Source organism: Nitrosomonas sp. Nm33, assembly GCF_900107265.1.
Classification (GTDB): Bacteria; Pseudomonadota; Gammaproteobacteria; order Burkholderiales; family Nitrosomonadaceae; genus Nitrosomonas.
The window spans coordinates 20,948-38,658 of sequence record NZ_FNPJ01000007.1 but is presented as its reverse complement, the minus strand read 5'-3'; the positions used below and the strand labels follow the sequence as shown (position 1 = coordinate 38,658).

Below are 17,711 nucleotides of genomic sequence, written 5' to 3'. Positions count from 1 at the left end.
AACACTCCAAGCGCAAGGCGGATGGAACACAGCAACGCGAAAACGAACGAAGTGAGTTTCGATAAAACGAAGTTTTAGCGTAGCCACATATCAAGGAGATAGGCGAGGAGCGAGTACCGTCCAACACAGCGATTGGAGTGCGTAGTAGATTTATTGGCGAAACTCATTACATTCGTTTTCACAACCTCTCAGATGATGCCTCCGGTTTTAGCTTAAGTGAGCGAGAGGAATCACACGGCCGGGGCTGATTTTACAGATTCTGTCGAAATATTTTGGCCTCCATTCTGAGCTGAAAATTGATTGAATGGCGCATATTCCCAGGAAGAGGCAGCTGTTTCGCGCGACTCGACTGGGGATGGATCGAAAGGAGATTCATGAGAACGATAATAGCGTTATCGTGAAGCCTGGTGTCGCTCTTTCTGCAAGCGCGGATCACATCTACATAACCTGCATTTATAAATCTTTATCAATCACATCATACAAGCTTTCATTCGGCGCAATGCCCGATGGTTATTGCGCCCTACGCTGGCTGAAATGCTCCCATCCTCACCGCCTTCCTCAATCAGGAATACGAGGCCGCACGGGAGGCATTGACCCAGGCCAGCAGTATGAAACAAAACTGAATCGAAATGGAATTTATCTGGTAAAAAATGGAACATACCTGGTAAATATGGAATTTTGGGGCGAATCTTGTGTTCGCCCTTACTCATTTATTTCACGAAGAAAAACAAGATAAGGTATCTTGTTATGATATTTATCATATCTGAATACGACAGTTACATTTCCATTGAACCTACGCTTTTCAAATACTTCTTCTAAATTTATGGTGGGGTCAAGCTGCAAACGTATTCTTCTCGTGCCTAAATCAGGAATGATTGCTGCCCAGCCAGTCTTCTGGCTATCGAGATCGATGGCGCGAACTTCCATAAAAATACTTTTAAAATCTTCAATAAGCTCTTCACGTTCGGTCTCTTTATGCTGTTTAGGCATAGCCTTAATCGTATTAGCAGTAATTTTCAAATCATCATTTTTATCAAAGGTGATAGTGGCGTCAGGATCTCGTTTTGCTGGTTTTATAACATCTATAGTATTTCTGGCTAATTGATTCTTATCTTTGATAGCGCCCTCTATAATGGTTCTGAAATCTTTAGCATCCATTTCCATCATTCCTGCACCAATATTGATGATCGTATTATTATTTGCTTCTATAACGGGTATGCGTTCTACTTTATCTTCGCTATCACTCTTTCCTAACGAATATGCTCCGCCGATTAGAAGCATGGTAATAAGAATCGATGTAAACAAGTTCGGGTTATTCATAATATTATCCATACCAACTTTCTCACGAAGATTGGTTACGAACTGATCAAATTTATCCTGACTGCCAAAAACAAACTTTATAACAAAGCTCTCCCATATGCTGTCAGACTTTAATTCATTAATAAATACTTCTACAGACTCTATTTTTGTTCCAGGAAACAAAGATTCCAATACCTTGGGAGATTGTTTTATGACGGCTTCCAAAGCAAGCAATCCTTCAGCTATCTCACGGATGGGCACCAAATCCTTGTTGGAATAGTAGATTTGCTGATGTATTGTTATTTCCATGTTTTTGTTATTTATTTGGTTTGTTCAATAGTACATAATCCATATACGAAGAGCGATTAGCATAACTATTAACTAACTGCCCTCACCACAACATAAACCCCTTTAATTTATCTGTCATGCATACTGCCCGATACTGGGCGGTATGACTAGACTAATTAAAAGCATAATCATCCACTGCTCTGCCACCCCTAATGGGAAACATGTCTCTGCTGAAGAGATTGACCAATGGCACCGCAAGCGCGAATTCAAGCGTTCTGCTGAATTCGGCAAAGACAAAACCCTGATCTTGCCGCCATTGGTTATCAGTTCGTCATTTATACCAATGGAGCGGTCGCTATTGGCCGGCACTTCGACGAAGTCGGTGCACATACTGAAGGGTTTAACAGCAAATCCATTGGCATCTGCCTGGTTGGCACCAACAAGTTTACCTCCGCGCAATGGAAAAGCCTGGAACGTAATGTGTGCGGATTGGTGACGGATATTGTGCTGCTGAAATCTGGTAACGGAGAGCCCCCGCGCGTGCTTGGTCATCGCGATCTGCCGGATGTCCATAAAACCTGCCCTGGATTTTCTGTGGCTGATTGGTTGGGCAATAACATGCGGCGCGTCGTCATGTGTGCTCTTCCGTATCCACCGTAAAATGCACTAAGGTACGTTTGGTGATCTGAAAAATCAGCTCACGTATCGCGATCGTGGCGATATTGGCGGATGGCATTGGCTGCTGTCTGGCCGGAGAGCGGGTTTTTCAATTCGAGTGTAACAATCAGTACGCCGTTGACTGACAGTACGACATCCAATGACTTCTTGCTGGTCAGGCTGAAATGCAGTTGTCGGGCGATTCCCTGGTTGATTGGCCTGGTAACGCGCTTCCAGCTCGGGGTTTAGCTCGTCCTTCCGAAATAAGGTGATATGCTACGCCAAGACTGATTCTGATTTCCAAGAAAATAGATCAACCGTGATGAGTAAATCAATTATTCTGAGTTATAGCAAATGCACAATCGATGCAATGATAGAATCACTTATGTTTCTATACAAAAATAGGGATACTGGATAAATTGGATACTTTTATGAGGAAATTTTATGAAAGATGAGATTAAACAACGATTACAAAAAACTGAGACATGGGTGCGCGGGCTTTACATGCTGTTGTTCATCTTGGTCTATGGCTTTATGGAATTTTTGATTATTCTAGTCATGATATTTCAGTTTTTCTCAATTGTGCTGTCAGGCAATACTAATGTACAGCTACTCAAATTTGGTCAGAATTTGGCAACGTATGTTTATCAGATCATTACTTTTCTCACCTTTAATAGTGAGCAGCTACCTTTTCCATTTAGTGCCTGGCCAAGCGAAAAAAGTGAACATACTGAAAATAATCAATAACAGAGAGTGGCGAGGAAGGGACCAATGAAAGTAACTGGAACGACTCAATATTAGAAATTCCTCAATGATGTGAAAAAGGGAAGCGCGCGCTGCCAGAACTCTATGCTTCTTTAATAATCTGATATCGTAACTCAACACTAATAATCATATCGTCTAGTCGTGTTGATGACTGATTCAATTATCACAAATCACAGCATTTTCCGTTTGTTTTTTAATGAAAATGAAATTAATGACTATCGTCAGGCTTTTATTGCTCGTGGTATTTACAACGACTTTAGGAATTCATTTTGTCACGGAGCATGTCAATGCGGGCTGGCAAACTGCGAGTCGCGAACCTGTAGGGTTGGCGCCCGATCCTGAACAAACTCCGGAAGCGATCATACAGGTTTATGGTGCGCGTGCTTATGGTTGGCGAGGCTATTTCGGTGTTCATACCTGGATTGCGGTGAAACCATCCTTTGCCCGAACTTACACAGTCTATGAAGTCATTGGCTGGTATTTGCGCCGAGGTGGTTCAGTCGTGTCAATTCATCAGCAACAACCAGACAGACGCTGGTTTGGTAGCATGCCAATCCTGTTGGCTGAGAAGCGTGGAGATGGCGTGGATGTATTGATTAGCCGTATTGAAGAAGCAGCGTTGAGCTATCCCTATGCGCGGGAGTACACCATGTGGCCAGGCCCAAATTCAAATACCTTTACTGCCTGGATCTCGCGTGCTGTACCAGAGCTAGCGCTAGATTTACCCCCTACGGCAATCGGCAAGGATTATCTTGGAAGTAGCATGACTGCGGTCGCCCCCAGTGGCAGAGGTTGGCAGTGGTCTTTATTTGGGTTATTGGGAGTCATTGTCAGTGAGGTTGAGGGATTTGAAATCAATTTTCTTGGGCTGACATTTGGCTTCTCTCACAGCCCGATTGCGATTAAATTGCCACTGATTGGACGAATAGATTTGAGCACACAAAATAGGGTGGTTGTTTCAGCTCAGGAATAATCTTGCATTCCAATTCTACAGACAGCTAGTGGCACCTGCATAACAAGTGCTGGCGCACAAGTTTCAGACACGCGTTCTTTCTTGGCCGTAACCCAGCATTCCCTGCAAAATTCGAACGATGTAATAACTAATCCAATTTAAGGATCGATTTATCCAGGATTGCTTTCCCCAATATATCTTTGATACGGGATTAGAGTCTTCCATGGCTTGTTGCAGACTAGTTCTCAGTTCCATTGCAAATGCCTGATCAAGAATTATGACATTGGCTTCGCGCGCCATTAGCAGACTCAAGGGATCGATATTGGAAGAACCGACCGTTGACCAGTAGTGATCAATGACGGCTACTTTAGCATGTAAAAAACTCTTTTGATATTCATAAATCTTGATGCCAGCATCCAGCAAATTACCATATAAGGCACGTGTCGCATAATATTGTATGCGGTACTCAATTTTTCCTTGAAGTAGTAGGATAACCGATACGCCCCTGCGGGCTGCATAGATAAGGGCGCGTCGAAAATTTCTGCCAGGAAGAAAGTAAGCATTGGCGATAATGATCTCATTGCAGGCAGTGGAGATTGCTTTGAGATAAGTGCGTTCAATGTCACGGCGATGGCGAAGATTGTCGCGGATGACAAATGCTGCACGCTGGTTACCGACCGATTTTGTCGTAGGCTGCAACTCGAGATGAGTAGTCCAGCGTTTTTTGAAGTGCGCCCAGGCAACCAGCATCCATAAACGTTTGGCTGTAGAATGAATGGTGGTAAGCAAGGGTCCTTCTATTTTTACTGCATAATCAAAACGGGGTAAAGGTTCGCCAGGTTTCTGATGATCATTGATGATGTTGATCCCCCCCACAAAAGCGATACGGGCATCGATGACGGCAAGTTTACGATGCAGGCGGCGTAATCGATAGCGCCTGAACCGAAAAGTAAAAACTTCTTGCCGGTAATGCAAAACTTGAACACCTGCAGCAAGCAGGCTCTGAATGGCTTTCTCGGGAAAATCAAGAGAGCCATAACCGTCTATCAACAGGTGAACGGCGACTCCACGCTGGGCGGCACGCTTTAACGCGTTAGCAATACTGATGCCTGTTAGGTCGTATTTGAAAATATAAGTCTGTAGATGAATTTCCTGACTGGCCGCATCAATCGCGCTTTCCAGTGCTGGGAAATATTCCGCACCATTATGTAACAATGTAATCCGGTTACCTTTGATGAAATGGGATAACTTCATGCACGGACGATATTGGCTGACAAAGCTGCATGATCAGAAATTCTTGACCAGGGGCGGCTTTGATGCACACATACATTTTTTATCCGAAAGCCACGGATATAGATGCGATCAAGGCGCAGTAATGGGAAAATAGAAGGATAACTGCGGGCGGTTTTACCATGGGTCTGTTCAAAAACCTCGGTGAGTTTTAGGTGTTTCATCAGGATGCGGCTGGCTGTTCCATGCCAGTCATTGAAATCTCCCGCAATCACAAGTGGAGCATGAGGTGGAACGAGTTGTTTGATACGTTTCTCCATCGCTTCGAGTTGCCTGCGCTGGCCGCGCCTGAATAACCCCAGATGAACGCAAATACAGTGCAAATTTTCCTTCCAGCCAGGAATACTGATTTCACAGTGGAGTAAGCCACGGTTCTCAAAACGATGAGATGAAATGTCTTCGTTTTCCCAACTTATAATAGGAAAGCGGCTGAGAATGGCATTACCATGATGACCTTCGGCGTAGACCGCATTTTTGCCATAAGCAAAATCTTGCCATTCCGAATCTGCCAAAAACTCATGTTGAGAGCTGTTTGGCCAGTTTTCAAAACGGGAAGCATGCTTGCTATGCTCTCCAACCACTTCTTGTAAAAAAACGATGTCAGTATCAAGGGAGCGCAGCTGATCGCGTAATTCGTGCAATACCAAGCGATGATTGAAATAGGAAAAGCCTTTGTGGATATTGTAGGTAGCAATATGCAGTTTATCGATCATAGATAGCTATAAGAAATTGCATAATCAGAAAGTCAAAATCCTGACGCATTGAATATATCCCATCTTACTACTTTGAAACAGCAAGCATTCTTTCAAGTGTCAATTTGGCAAGCTTTGCTTCATGGGCCGGCACCTTGATTTGGTTGACTACACTACCTGTTGCGAGATTTTCCAGTGACCATGCTAGATGCTGAGGATCAATTCGTGCCATGGTCGAACACATGCACACCATAGGTGACATGAACTGAATGATTTTTCCCTGAGATTTGAATTCTTCAGCAATGCGTCCAACCAGATTCAATTCGGTACCTACCAACCAGCGTGTCCCTGCTTTGGCTTCACGGATGGTATTGATAATGAATTCAGTGGAACCGACATAATCGGAAGCTTTGCAAACTTCAAAACTGCATTCTGGGTGCGAAATGACCAAACCCTCAGGGTATTGATTGCGAAATCGCAGAATATGTTGAGGTTGGAACATTTGATGCACAGAGCAATGTCCTTTCCATAACAAGATCTTGGCTTTTCTGATTTGTTCCTCGGTCAATCCTCCCATGGGTTCATCAAAATCCCATACGGGCATTTGTTCTAGGGGAAGATTCAATTTATAACCACTCCAGCGTCCTAAATGCTGGTCAGGAAAGAATAGCACTTTTTCGCGCTGTGCAAACGACCATTGCAGGATTTTAGTAGCATTACTGGAGGTACAAACTATGCCGCCATGCTCTCCACAAAAAGCTTTTAAATCAGCGCTCGAATTAATGTAAGTCACAGGTGTGACCATTTCATCGGGATCAAGTATTTCAGCTAGTTCATGCCACGCTCTTTCTACTTTGGCGAGATTGGCCATATCAGCCATCGAACAGCCTGCTGAGAGATCAGGTAAAATAGCAATCTGTTCCGAACTTGAGAGGATATCTGCAACTTCTGCCATAAAATGCACGCCACAAAAAACCAGATAGTCAGCATCCGTTTTCGCGGCGAGATAAGACAGTTTCAAAGAATCTCCCGTCAGATCTGCATGCCGATATACATCGGCTCGTTGATAATGGTGTGCCAGAATAACAGCACGTTTTCCTAGTTTTTCTTTGGCAGCGATAATACGTTGTGCACAGATTTCATCCTGCAACAATTCAAAGTTTTCAAAATCGATGGCATTTGTGTGCATGGTTATTTAAAAATTTGATTGGAAAATGTATTAACATAATCATATTGTGGCAGGGATTCAAGTCTAAAGAGGACAAAGCATAAAAAATCCCAGATAGAATCCTTGATGTTTTTATTTCTATCTGAAGAACACTAGCCAACAATAAAAACAGCATTTTTGACTGTTTGGTTGATTAGAGTGTGACTTTGATATAATTATCCAGCCAAATTAAATTACAAGCGCTTGGATTATTCATTTGCTGATTAAAACTAAATAGCTTGGTGCATAAAACAGTTAAGCTTTTTGTAGTTAACGAATATAGATTGTTATTCCCAAGCAATTCTCTCGCTATTTTGTTCACCACTGCTTTAGTAGCGGGTATAGGAGATTGTCATGAGAAAAAAAATGGTGCCGTGAGATGATCCGTCGTTTGCTTCCAGGCCCTATTGCTATTTTGATGATACTTGTGTTGTTAACATTCTGGCTGGATCAAACGATCCAACATCCAAGAATCCGTGAAGATTACGATTTAAATCATCAACCTGACTATATTATTGAAAATCTTTCGGGTGTCGAAGTGGCTCATGATAAAGCACGTCAGCTTCTTTTTTCTGCAGATGTGTTGACCCATTATCCGGTAGGAGATATGACCGATTTTGAACAGGTTGATTTTTCCCGTATCCAGCCGGATAAACCGTTGGTACGAATAAGCGCTGATTATGCTGAGTTTGCCGGTGGTAAGGATAATATCTATCTCAAGGGGAACGTGATCATCATTAGAGAAAAGGATGCAGATAAGGTGACGATGAAAACTGAATTTCTACATCTGATCCCTGACGCTGAAATTGCAAAAACAGACCAACCGGTGACGATAACAAGGATGGATAATACTGTCGTGAATGCGGTAGGAATGGAGTTGAATGATCGAACGGAGCGAATTGATCTGAAATCAAGGGTAAAAGCGCGAATGGATAAAAGGCATCAGAGTGCTGATCGATCTTCGAATAAGAAGTAGCGAGCCCAACTAAATTATCATAAAAAATGAATGTATTTTTTTTCGTCTTTTTGTTCTTTAGCATACTATTTTCAAATCCCATTCTGGCAGAACGTGCTGATCGTGACAAACCGATTCATATAGAAGCAGATAGTGCCACAGTTGAAGATTACAAACTCAGGGATAATTTTCGCACAAGCACCTTTACGGGTAATGTTATTTTCACTCAAGGAACGCGTGTCATTCGGGCAGATAAGGCCATCTTGAAAGAGGATCTCAAAGGTTTCCGCTATGCGACCGGTTACGGAAATCTTGTCTATTATCGGGAGAAACGCGATGGTGTTGACGAATATGTTGAGGGTTGGAGTCAGCGCGTAGAATATAATGAAAAAACCAACAAAATCGAGTTATTTGACAAGGCGCGATTAAAGCGAGGAGAGGATGAAGTGCAGGGCGACTATATTTCTTATGATATTACGCGTGATTTCTTTCAGGTTATGAGTAGCAAGGAGAAAAAAGCTAAAGAGAGTTCGGAGAGCAGAGTACGAGTGATCATACAACCTAGAAAGTTGCCCAAAACAGGAGATGCTGAAGAATAATTTTTTTGTGCTACTGGAATAGATCACTTGGAAAATATCATGAGCGTACTTAAAGCTGATCATTTAATGAAAAGTTATAAATCTCGTGCAGTAGTCCGAGATGTGTCCTTTTCCATCGGAAGTGGCGAGGTTGTTGGTTTGCTCGGTCCCAATGGAGCCGGCAAAACCACTTGTTTTTATATGGTAGTGGGGCTGATACCATTAGGCAGTGGTGAAATCCATTTGGATGACCGTGACTTGAGCAAAATGCCGATTCATCAGCGGGCGCGCCTTGGCTTGAGTTATTTACCTCAGGAAGCTTCCATTTTTCGACGCCTCTCGGTCGAAGATAATATCCTGGCAGTATTGGAGTTGCAGAATTTTGATGCTGCTGAAACTCAGCAACGACTGGATCGCCTGTTGCAAGATTTGCATATTAGTCATTTGCGGGAGAGCTCGGGTATTAGCCTATCGGGCGGGGAGCGGCGGCGTGTAGAAATTGCGCGTGCTTTAGCAACAAAACCAAGCTTTATTCTTTTGGATGAACCCTTTGCAGGAGTAGACCCAATCGCGGTCATGGATATCCAGAAAGTGATTGGCTTTCTCAAGGAGCGTGGGATCGGCGTGTTGATTACCGATCATAATGTGAGAGAAACATTAGGAATATGTGATCGCGCCTATATAATCAGTGAAGGAATCGTGCTTGCCAGCGGTAAACCCGATGACATTATAGGTGACGAACGGGTGAGGGAGGTTTATCTAGGAGAGCATTTTCGACTTTAAATATGGGTATTCGATTCATGAAGCCAGATAGGTGGCCGCTGCTTTCTCAAAACCATGAAACCTACTCTTCACCTTAAATTAACTGCCAGTCTTAAGCTTACGCCACAGTTGCAACAGTCAATTAGATTACTGCAACTTTCTACAATTGAGCTAAATCAGGAAATAGAGCGTATCGTACAAAATAATCCTCTGCTGGAATTAAGCGATGGAACTGATTATGAGCAAGTTTCTGCAGAAGGTTTCTCGAACTCGTTATCCTCAGATATAACGAGTTCGTCAGTTGAGTCGAATAGCGCGCAGCATCCAGAGAAGGATGAAGGTGAATTGATTCTACCTTCAAATGAAGATACTCATTGGCTGGGTGATCATGAAACCTTTTCCAGTCATCGAGAAAGTGACGAAGATGAATGGGATTTTACACAACAGATGATAAATCCTCCCAATCTGCGCGAACATCTTATTATGCAAATCAGCTTGAGCCAGATCAGCGAGCGTGACCGTCAAATCGTGGGGATATTAATCGATAGCCTGAATGATGATGGCTATCTTATGCAGGATTTGCAAGAATTATTAGAGATGTTGCCAGTAGAGTTGGACATTCATCTAGAAGACTTGCAGACTGCGCTTAAATATTTGCAACAACTGGATCCACCCGGTATAGGTGCGCGCAATTTACAAGAGTGTTTACTCTTGCAACTGCAGGCGCTTCCTGAAGAAACTCCTTATCGTCAGAAGGCAATTTTACTTGTGGAGCACGATCTTGAGATACTTGCTTCAAAAGATTTTAAACAAATTAGGAAGTTATTGCATTGTGATGATGATTGCCTGCGTTCTGTGCAGCAACTTATTACTCAATTGAATCCCAAGCCAGGTAGTACGTTCAATTCAACTGTCTCGCGTTATGTCATCCCTGACGTGATTGTGACTAAACTTAAGGGAACATGGTTAGCAAAACTAAATCCTGAATCAATTCCTCGTCTCAGTATTAATCAACTTTATGCTGATATATTAAAGCGTGATCGAAATGATTCGACTCAAATGCTGATGAGTCAACTTAATGAGGCCAAGTGGATGCTCAAGAATATTCAGCAGCGTTCTGAAACAATTTTTAGAGTATCTACTATGATAGTTGAGCACCAACAGGCTTTCTTTGAGCATGGCGCAGTTGCCATGCGCCCGCTTGTCATGCGGGAAATTGCAGAAGCTCTGAATTTGCATGAATCTACCGTGTCACGTGTTACCACACAAAAGTTTATGCATACACCACACGGCATATTTGAACTTAAGTATTTTTTTGGAAGCCATGTTGCAACTGACAGCGGCGGGGCCTGCTCTGCTATTGCAATTCGTACCTTAATCAAACAATTGATACAAGATGAGGATCAGAAAAGGCCGCTTACTGATAATCGGATTTCCGAGATTCTGGCAGAGCAGGGAATTATTGTTGCGCGCCGTACTGTTGCGAAATACCGCGAAGCTATGCATATTCCGCCGACTAACCTTCGTAAAATGGTTTGATAGCATCAAGCATGTTGGCTGTAACCAAAATTCTGGTTTGTTAATGCTAATCCATCAGTTTCAGGATGGTTGAGTATTTCCAGAATATTTAGTTTTCTTAACAATCGATAAAGATGAAGCTTTCCTTTGCTTAAGTAAAGATTCAAATCCCTGAAAGGTAGAAATATATCCAAACTTTTGACCTATGGCTTAGCTTGGATTCGAGAAAGAATTTTTTGATTGCCTGTTAACAAGGGTTGCTTTACGTGCTTACACGTATTCTTTTAGTCAGTATATTTCGATAATCTATTCTTAATATAAATAGCGTTTATTTTTCCTGTCCATTGCCAAGGAGAGTGAAATTATCGAACAACGCGATAACGGTTGTACAGAATCAGATTAGTCCGTCATACCCTTAGGGTGTTTTCCTTAGCTGAGGGTGAAACCGGCGCATCGCATGCAAGCTCAAAATAACGCATAAGGAGTCCATGATGACTTCAAATATCACACCTCCTCCACGCGATGATTTGTCCAGTAAAGTGGCGGAAACGGTCATACGCCTGGGTGTGCTGGCGATCGTGCTGATATGGTGTTTTCAAATATTGCAGCCGTTTATTATCCCGCTGGTGTGGGGAATCATTATTGCAGTGGCAATTCATCCTCTTTATCTCATGCTGGTCAATCTACTTGGCGGTCAGCGCGTAATCGCAGCAATGCTGCTTATCACTGTTTTGCTGGCGCTGTTAATGGTACCTACCGTCATGTTGACGAAATTACTGGTGCAAAACGTCGTAACACTAGCGGAGCAATTTCTCCATGGGCAGTTTGCTATTCCACCGCCGCCAGAAGCTGTCAGGAATTGGCCCCTCATCGGTGAACCCATCGCGAAAATGTGGGATCTTGCCTCAACGAATTTGGTTGAGGCTTTGAAGCTAGTGCAACCCCAACTCAAAGCGGCCGGCGCCTGGTTAGTCGACGCCGCTGCCAGTGCGGGTATGGGGATAATCATATTTGTTGCTGCGTTCGTGATTGCCGGTGTCTTGCTGGCTCATTCCGAGAGCAGTTATCAGCTCGCCCATGGTATATCCAGGCGATTGGTGGGCGAGCGCGGCGATGACTTTGCCAACCTTGCCGAAGCCACAATTCGCAGTGTTGTCCGTGGTATATTGGGCGTTGCCGTCATCCAGGCATTGTTGGCAGGTGTGGGTTTTATCTTTGCTGGTGTGCCCGGTGCAGGAATATGGGCGTTGTTATGCCTGATCTTGGCAGTGGTGCAGATCGGGGTGGGACTCATTGTGGTTCCAGCCATTATCTACGTTTTCGCAACCGGTGATACGCTCACCGCAATGATATTCCTGATCTGGAACATTTTAATTATGGTGCTGGATAACGTGTTAAAGCCGTTGTTGCTGGGACGTGGTGTTGGCGTGCCCATGGTGGTGATTTTTCTGGGCGCTATCGGTGGTATGTTGTTATCCGGTATCGTCGGACTGTTCGTCGGCGCTATTGTGTTGACGTTGGGCTATAAGCTGTTTCAGGCCTGGTTGAATATGGAATCTTTATCTCGGTAGGCCTGCACTGCAAAGCAGCGCAGTGTCGTCTTGGGAGCAGTTATGATTTATCCGCTGGAGAAGCCGCGTTCGGTTTGTTCCTGAGATTCGTTAGCAAAATATATGTGCTGACCAGCAGCACCCATAATGGAAATACCAGCGGCGTCCATTTAAAATACCCGACGCTCAGTAACAGCAACAGCGCCATTACATAGCCAAGAAACACAATCCACCGCGGGAGAATTTTTGTACGGACGGCGACGGTACAGGTTGAGATCATAAACACCCCCGCCATCTTCATCGCATATACGTTGACGATTTGGTGCACTACGGTGCGACCAAATGTGTAGATGTCTGATTCGATAAACTTGTCGGGTGTGGCGCTGTAGCTGAATAAAAGGCCTGCCGCCACTGCGCCCGAAGCAAACAGCATGGCAAGAAACAATAGGCCGCTTCCGAGAAAGACAGTGGCAAAAAAGCGGTCTTCGTAGTGTCCAATTCGGTCTCGCAGCACGCCGATGAACCATAAAAAGGCGATGCCTACGAACGGTTGCAGATACAGTGCCAGATTGATAGACTTCCAGTTACTCGCCAGCCAAGTTCCAGCATCATGCGGATCTGCTGGAGCTGAAATTTGGATGAGTACGAGGTTGATGATATACAACACGGAAAATACAATACCAGCCACAGCCGCCGCACGTGGGGTCTTCAAACGATTATGAGTGAGGGCTTTTTCTTGCACCATGTTTACTCCAGGAAACATATCGCAGTAGCTGATCTTCGCAGATGGAAGGTCAGGCTAAGCTTTAGCTAGTGCAAATAAACCCTTTCATTCAACCAGAAACATGAATCTCATTTATGGTAGATAATGTGATTGAACAAGTTTTTTATTTTCCTGCCTAGAACCCTTTAGCGGCCATGCAGGAAGCAAACGCCTCATTGTAAGCATTCTGATCTCTTCTGTCCTGACGACGCTCTTGGCGTTGTTTGGCCGCGCCTGCAGCAGCCCCCATCTTTGCTTTTTCTTCCATCTGACTACGAGTGTATTCTTCAGTTACGCTCTCAGAAACGTGTCCGTGTTGACTAGCTTCGCTTCTACCCTTTGCGGCACCTGCCATAGCGCCGGCGGCCGCGCCTCTGGCTCGGCCGCCTACTTGTGGCTGGTCAGCGCTGGGATTATAGCCAGTTTGCTGTTGAGCGATACTCTGGCACTCGGCTTGGGTTTGTTGAAACAATGCATCGTCTTGTGCAAGCACCGAGCTACCAAAGATAACACCGAAGGCACCGATGACCAGATGAATGGATATTGGTTTAAACATGGCTTATCTCCTCAGAAATCATCACTCTTATAGCTTTAGAGGGAATAGATATATCCCCAGCCTTAGTTGATATTGAATTTTCCTCTAACAGGTTATTTTGAATTTCTCCTGCTGCCGATAAAGGAAAATCTATTACTCATCCTGGGGGTTTGTTATGAATAACGCTTCAACAGATTATCGAAATATATCGGTTAAGAAAATACGTGCAAGCACTTATGTTATAAGTTTGAAGCAGTAATCGGTTAAATTGCACGTTCATTCATCGTTTAAGAAAATCAATAAGTTCTTTGGGATTGTCAGTGATAATGCCATCTACGCCTTTTTCAATCATTGATTGCCAATCTTCTTCCGTGTTAGGAGTCCATGGAATTACGCGGGCTCCCATTTTGTGGACCTCTGCAACATCTTGTGCCGTCAGCCATTCATAATTTGGCGAAAGAATTTGTGCCTGATAGGCTTTCATTAACTGTACCAGAGTACCTGCTTCTGGAGGTCTATCTTCGATCAAAATGGAAAGAGATAGCCTAGGTTCTAATTGGCGTGCAACTTTTAAAGTGCGTAAGTCAAAGGATTGCAAAATCACTCGACTCATGAGGTTATGTTTTTTCACGACCGCTAGCACAAGCTTTACAAATTCCTCGGGCGAAGGCGAGTATTCAGGGTGAGCCTCTTCACTTTTTGTTTCAATATTGAAATGCACTTTTTTTGCAGCGGGAAGCTTTGATTTTTTAACCATTTCAAATACCTCATTGAGGGTTGGAATGGGTGTTTTGGGTTGAGCTACTTGCTGAGGGAAGCTTGGGTTGACTAAGGAACCGCAGTCATAAGCTTTTAACTCCTTCAATGTCAGTGAACGAATGGGAATTTGGGTTGTGATTTTCTTTCCTTGAGGATCTAAGCAAATATCAGGATTTAACATCGGATCATGATGAACGACTACTTGTCCATCTTTGGTTATAAGCGTATCTAACTCCAAGGTATCCACGCCCACTTGCAATGCATATTCAAAGGCTGGAAGAGTATTTTCTGGTCGCACCCAACGAGCACCTCGATGTCCCTGTACTTCAAGTGCATAGGCAGACTCAAAAAGTGAAATTAAAAAAGCACCCATCAGTAATCCCCTTTTCATCTTTATGCTCCTTTTAAATCAAGTCGACACACACTACCTGGATTGTAAAACCAGCATGATCATAAATACCGTGGTTTCAATCACAGGATCTGAAGGCTATGCTGCTTCTCAGTTTTCCAAAGATACACCAATGGAGCTCCACCATAAATTATCTGTGCAAGTTTCTGAACTGCCCCAGGTTTTTCGGAGACTCGGCAATTTGAGTCAAAAGAAAGAAGAATTTTGATCGTTTGTATTTGTTAATGAGACTATTTTTACGTGTTCGCACGTATTTTTTTTGCAAGGATACTTATATAGGCTGTGTGCTATATCCCTTTATAAAAATAAAAAAGGAGTTCTGACGATGAACTACACCGGACAAAGACCTGCAACTGTCAGCAATCCACTCAGTGCAGAAGAGTTGCGCGCGATGAACGCCTGGTGGCGCGCCTGCAACTATCTTTCGGTGGGCATGATCTATCTGCGTGACAATCCCCTGCTCAAGGAACCGCTCAAGATCGAGCATGTCAAGCATCGACTGCTCGGCCATTGGGGTGCGAGCCCGGCGCTATCGTTCGTCTGGTTGCACCTCAATCGAGTCATCAAGCGTGACGACCTTGACATGATTTTTATGGCCGGACCTGGACATGGGGCGCCGGGCGTTATCGGACCTACCTATCTAGAAGGCACTTATTCTGAGGTTTATCCCGACAAGAGTGAAGACACGGAGGGGTTGCGCAAGTTCTTCAAACAATTCTCCTTCCCCGGTCAAATCGGCTCGCACGTTACCCCGGAAACACCTGGCTCCATTCATGAGGGCGGCGAGCTGGGCTATAGCCTGTCTCATGCCTATGGCGCCTGTCTGGATAACCCGGATCTGATCGTTGCCTGCGTAGTGGGTGATGGCGAAGCCGAAACCGGACCACTTGCTACCGCCTGGCATTCGAACAAGTTTATTAACCCCATCCGCGATGGTGCAGTACTGCCAATTTTGAATCTCAATGGCTACAAAATTGCTAATCCGACCATCCTCGCACGCATCAGTCACGATCGACTGGCGGCGCTTTTCCACGGCTATGGGTACACACCCTATTTTGTAGAAGGTGACGATCCCGATTCCATGCACCAGGCAATGGCGCAGACGCTCGATACTGTCATTAGTGGAATTCGCTCTATCCAGAAAGCGGCGCGCGCGAGCGGCAAGGCTGAGTTGCCGAGTTGGCCCATGATCGTGCTGCGCACGCCAAAAGGCTGGACGGGGCCGAAGGAAATCAATGGTCACAAGGCTGAGGGTTCCTGGCGCTCGCATCAGGTACCCTTCTCGGATGTGCGTACCAATCCAGCGCATTTGAAACTGCTGGAAGACTGGTTGAGCAGTTACAAGCCAGAAGAACTGTTCGACGCGAGCGGCCGGCTCATTTCCGAGCTGCGTGAGCTCGCCCCACAGGGGCAGCGACGCATGAGCGCCAATCTGCATGCCAACGGTGGCCTGCTGCGCAAAGATCTCAAACTGCCGGATTTCCGCAACTATGCGGTGGAGGTCAAACAGGCCGGCAAGGTGCTGTATGAGAATACCAAACCACTCGGAGAGTTTTTGCGTGATGTGATGCGCAACAACATGACCAACTTTCGCGTTTTTGGCCCCGATGAGACGGCCTCTAACCGCCTGCAGTCGATCTATGAGGTGAGCAAGAAGGTTTGGATGGCGGATTTGTTACCTGAGGATGCCGATGGCGGCGAATTGTCCCGTGATGGACGGGTGATGGAAATGCTCTCCGAGCACACTCTGATTGGCTGGCTGGAAGGTTATCTTCTTTCTGGCCGGCACGGCTTTTTTCATACCTACGAAGCTTTCGCCCACGTAATCGATTCCATGTTCAATCAGCACGCCAAATGGCTGGATATCTCCAAAAACCATGTACCATGGCGCGCTCCAGTGGCGTCGGAGAACATACTCTTATCCTCCACCGTTTGGCGACAGGATCACAACGGTTTTTCGCATCAGGATCCCGGTTTCATCGATCTGGTTACTAACAAGAGTCCAAGTGTCACCCGCATCTATCTGCCGCCTGACGCCAATACCTTGCTGGTGATTGCAGATCAATGTCTGCGTTCAACCGATTGCATCAATGTCATTGTTGCCGACAAACAGAAACATTTGCAGTTCACCACCATCGAGGAGGCGATCGTGCATTGCGCCAAGGGTATCGGTATTTGGCGCCGTGCCAGCAACGATGAGGGGGTGGAGCCGGATGTGGTGATGGCATCTTGCGGTGACGTGGCTACCCAGGAGGCACTGGCGGCGACTGCTTTGTTGCGCGAGCATCTTCCTGATCTGAAAGTACGTTTTGTCAACGTGGTGGATCTCTACAAAATGCAACCGATAACCGAACACCCATGCGGCTCAACCGACCGGGAATTCGACAGTCTTTTCACGACCAACAAACCAGTGATTTTTAATTTCCACGGCTATCCTTGGTTGATTCACAAACTCGCTTACCGCTTCAAGAACCACGAAAATCTGCACGTGCGGGGTTACAAAGAACGCGGCAACATCAATACTCCGCTAGAGCTTGCGATCTTGAATCAGACCGACCGTTTTACGCTGGTGATCGATGTCATTGATCGGGTTCCTGGGCTTGCTGCCAAGGCGGCGCATTTGAAAGAGCAGATGAAGAATCAGATCATCCTCAATTTGGCTTATGCGCATGAGCATGGTACCGACAAGGATGAGTTCACCAACTGGGTATGGCCGTATTGAGGCCAAGTAA

18 protein-coding genes are annotated in these 17,711 nt (G+C 45.0%); 9 read left to right on the top strand and 9 right to left on the bottom strand.

Annotated features, from left to right (window positions below; translation table 11 throughout):
• Positions 1–470 precede the first annotated feature (470 nt).
• Both BLV54_RS02725 and BLV54_RS02720 read right to left on the bottom strand, forming a co-directional pair.
• On the bottom strand, positions 471–710 hold the full coding sequence (locus tag BLV54_RS02725; protein ID WP_090567420.1) for a hypothetical protein: 240 nt from the start codon (positions 708–710) through the stop codon (positions 471–473).
• Positions 703–1,608, bottom strand: a complete 906-nt coding sequence (locus BLV54_RS02720; RefSeq protein ID WP_090567418.1) for a hypothetical protein — start codon at positions 1,606–1,608, stop codon at positions 703–705. The genes BLV54_RS02725 and BLV54_RS02720 overlap by 8 nt, the downstream gene beginning before the upstream one ends.
• Before the next feature lie 261 nt (positions 1,609–1,869).
• Here BLV54_RS02720 and BLV54_RS16650 point away from each other — a divergent pair, with 261 nt between their 5' ends.
• Positions 1,870–2,247 (top strand): N-acetylmuramoyl-L-alanine amidase, encoded by a 378-nt coding sequence (locus BLV54_RS16650; protein ID WP_339389445.1) that lies wholly within the window; start codon positions 1,870–1,872, stop codon positions 2,245–2,247.
• 38 nt (positions 2,248–2,285) lie between these two features.
• On the opposite strand, the gene BLV54_RS02710 is transcribed toward BLV54_RS16650, so the two are convergent.
• Positions 2,286–2,435 carry a type I restriction endonuclease gene (locus BLV54_RS02710; RefSeq protein ID WP_256329057.1) on the bottom strand — a complete coding sequence of 50 codons (150 nt, stop codon included), beginning with the start codon at positions 2,433–2,435 and terminating at the stop codon, positions 2,286–2,288.
• 253 nt (positions 2,436–2,688) lie between these two features.
• On the opposite strand from BLV54_RS02710, the gene BLV54_RS02705 reads away from it, so the two are divergent.
• A complete protein-coding gene (locus tag BLV54_RS02705; RefSeq protein ID WP_090567415.1) occupies positions 2,689–2,991 on the top strand; it encodes a DUF4389 domain-containing protein in 303 nt (100 codons plus the stop codon).
• A gap of 229 nt (positions 2,992–3,220) precedes the next feature.
• Complete coding sequence (locus BLV54_RS02700; RefSeq protein WP_090567412.1) at positions 3,221–3,982, top strand: DUF3750 domain-containing protein; 762 nt, start codon at positions 3,221–3,223, stop codon at positions 3,980–3,982.
• 63 nt (positions 3,983–4,045) lie between these two features.
• Here BLV54_RS02700 and clsB read toward each other — a convergent pair whose 3' ends face one another.
• From clsB to nadA, 3 genes are all read right to left on the bottom strand, one after another.
• Positions 4,046–5,215: a cardiolipin synthase ClsB gene (gene clsB, locus BLV54_RS02695; RefSeq protein ID WP_090567409.1), complete on the bottom strand. Its 1,170-nt coding sequence runs from the start codon at positions 5,213–5,215 to the stop codon at positions 4,046–4,048.
• A complete protein-coding gene (locus BLV54_RS02690; RefSeq protein WP_090567407.1) occupies positions 5,212–5,964 on the bottom strand; it encodes an endonuclease/exonuclease/phosphatase family protein in 753 nt (250 codons plus the stop codon). Before BLV54_RS02690 ends, clsB begins: the two co-directional genes overlap by 4 nt.
• A gap of 67 nt (positions 5,965–6,031) precedes the next feature.
• The gene (gene nadA, locus BLV54_RS02685; RefSeq protein WP_090567404.1) at positions 6,032–7,132 is read right to left on the bottom strand and encodes a quinolinate synthase NadA; all 1,101 of its coding nucleotides are present in this window, start codon (positions 7,130–7,132) and stop codon (positions 6,032–6,034) included.
• 397 nt (positions 7,133–7,529) lie between these two features.
• On the opposite strand from nadA, the gene lptC reads away from it, so the two are divergent.
• From lptC to BLV54_RS02660, 5 genes are all read left to right on the top strand, one after another.
• On the top strand, positions 7,530–8,126 hold the full coding sequence (lptC, locus tag BLV54_RS02680) for an LPS export ABC transporter periplasmic protein LptC (RefSeq protein ID WP_090567401.1): 597 nt from the start codon (positions 7,530–7,532) through the stop codon (positions 8,124–8,126).
• Positions 8,127–8,152: 26 nt separating this feature from the next.
• Positions 8,153–8,704, top strand: coding sequence for a lipopolysaccharide transport periplasmic protein LptA (gene lptA, locus BLV54_RS02675; RefSeq protein WP_090567398.1), 552 nt, complete (start codon positions 8,153–8,155; stop codon positions 8,702–8,704).
• Between the two features lie 39 nt (positions 8,705–8,743).
• Positions 8,744–9,466: an LPS export ABC transporter ATP-binding protein gene (gene lptB / locus BLV54_RS02670; RefSeq protein ID WP_090567395.1), complete on the top strand. Its 723-nt coding sequence runs from the start codon at positions 8,744–8,746 to the stop codon at positions 9,464–9,466.
• Between the two features lie 54 nt (positions 9,467–9,520).
• Positions 9,521–10,984, top strand: a complete 1,464-nt coding sequence (locus BLV54_RS02665) for an RNA polymerase factor sigma-54 (protein ID WP_090567392.1) — start codon at positions 9,521–9,523, stop codon at positions 10,982–10,984.
• A 467-nt stretch (positions 10,985–11,451) separates the two neighbouring features.
• Positions 11,452–12,534, top strand: coding sequence for an AI-2E family transporter (locus tag BLV54_RS02660; RefSeq protein ID WP_218132297.1), 1,083 nt, complete (start codon positions 11,452–11,454; stop codon positions 12,532–12,534).
• Between the two features lie 40 nt (positions 12,535–12,574).
• Here the strand turns inward: BLV54_RS02660 and BLV54_RS02655 are convergent, their stop codons facing one another.
• The 3 genes from BLV54_RS02655 to BLV54_RS02645 all read right to left on the bottom strand — a co-directional run bounded on the left by BLV54_RS02655 (position 12,575) and on the right by BLV54_RS02645 (position 14,961).
• Complete coding sequence (locus tag BLV54_RS02655) at positions 12,575–13,258, bottom strand: hypothetical protein (protein WP_090567386.1); 684 nt, start codon at positions 13,256–13,258, stop codon at positions 12,575–12,577.
• A gap of 154 nt (positions 13,259–13,412) precedes the next feature.
• Positions 13,413–13,832 carry a hypothetical protein gene (locus tag BLV54_RS02650; RefSeq protein WP_090567383.1) on the bottom strand — a complete coding sequence of 140 codons (420 nt, stop codon included), beginning with the start codon at positions 13,830–13,832 and terminating at the stop codon, positions 13,413–13,415.
• Positions 13,833–14,091: 259 nt separating this feature from the next.
• A complete protein-coding gene (locus BLV54_RS02645; RefSeq protein ID WP_090567379.1) occupies positions 14,092–14,961 on the bottom strand; it encodes a glycerophosphodiester phosphodiesterase in 870 nt (289 codons plus the stop codon).
• Between the two features lie 343 nt (positions 14,962–15,304).
• On the opposite strand from BLV54_RS02645, the gene BLV54_RS02635 reads away from it, so the two are divergent.
• Positions 15,305–17,701 (top strand): phosphoketolase family protein, encoded by a 2,397-nt coding sequence (locus BLV54_RS02635; protein WP_090567373.1) that lies wholly within the window; start codon positions 15,305–15,307, stop codon positions 17,699–17,701.
• The last annotated feature ends 10 nt before the right edge of the window (positions 17,702–17,711 follow it).

What these genes read in the sequence shown, in the direction of transcription:
- BLV54_RS02725 (WP_090567420.1), bottom strand. Translation starts at nt 710, where the DNA reads ATGAGTAAGGGCGAACACAAGATTCGCCCCAAAATTCCATATTTACCA.
- BLV54_RS02720 (WP_090567418.1), bottom strand. Translation starts at nt 1,608, where the DNA reads ATGGAAATAACAATACATCAGCAAATCTACTATTCCAACAAGGATTTG.
- BLV54_RS02705 (WP_090567415.1), top strand. Translation starts at nt 2,689, where the DNA reads ATGAAAGATGAGATTAAACAACGATTACAAAAAACTGAGACATGGGTG.
- BLV54_RS02700 (WP_090567412.1), top strand. Translation starts at nt 3,221, where the DNA reads ATGACTATCGTCAGGCTTTTATTGCTCGTGGTATTTACAACGACTTTA.
- clsB (WP_090567409.1), bottom strand. Translation starts at nt 5,215, where the DNA reads ATGAAGTTATCCCATTTCATCAAAGGTAACCGGATTACATTGTTACAT.
- BLV54_RS02690 (WP_090567407.1), bottom strand. Translation starts at nt 5,964, where the DNA reads ATGATCGATAAACTGCATATTGCTACCTACAATATCCACAAAGGCTTT.
- nadA (WP_090567404.1), bottom strand. Translation starts at nt 7,132, where the DNA reads ATGCACACAAATGCCATCGATTTTGAAAACTTTGAATTGTTGCAGGAT.
- lptC (WP_090567401.1), top strand. Translation starts at nt 7,530, where the DNA reads ATGATCCGTCGTTTGCTTCCAGGCCCTATTGCTATTTTGATGATACTT.
- lptA (WP_090567398.1), top strand. Translation starts at nt 8,153, where the DNA reads ATGAATGTATTTTTTTTCGTCTTTTTGTTCTTTAGCATACTATTTTCA.
- lptB (WP_090567395.1), top strand. Translation starts at nt 8,744, where the DNA reads ATGAGCGTACTTAAAGCTGATCATTTAATGAAAAGTTATAAATCTCGT.
- BLV54_RS02665 (WP_090567392.1), top strand. Translation starts at nt 9,521, where the DNA reads ATGAAACCTACTCTTCACCTTAAATTAACTGCCAGTCTTAAGCTTACG.
- BLV54_RS02660 (WP_218132297.1), top strand. Translation starts at nt 11,452, where the DNA reads ATGATGACTTCAAATATCACACCTCCTCCACGCGATGATTTGTCCAGT.
- BLV54_RS02655 (WP_090567386.1), bottom strand. Translation starts at nt 13,258, where the DNA reads ATGGTGCAAGAAAAAGCCCTCACTCATAATCGTTTGAAGACCCCACGT.
- BLV54_RS02650 (WP_090567383.1), bottom strand. Translation starts at nt 13,832, where the DNA reads ATGTTTAAACCAATATCCATTCATCTGGTCATCGGTGCCTTCGGTGTT.
- BLV54_RS02645 (WP_090567379.1), bottom strand. Translation starts at nt 14,961, where the DNA reads ATGAAAAGGGGATTACTGATGGGTGCTTTTTTAATTTCACTTTTTGAG.
- BLV54_RS02635 (WP_090567373.1), top strand. Translation starts at nt 15,305, where the DNA reads ATGAACTACACCGGACAAAGACCTGCAACTGTCAGCAATCCACTCAGT.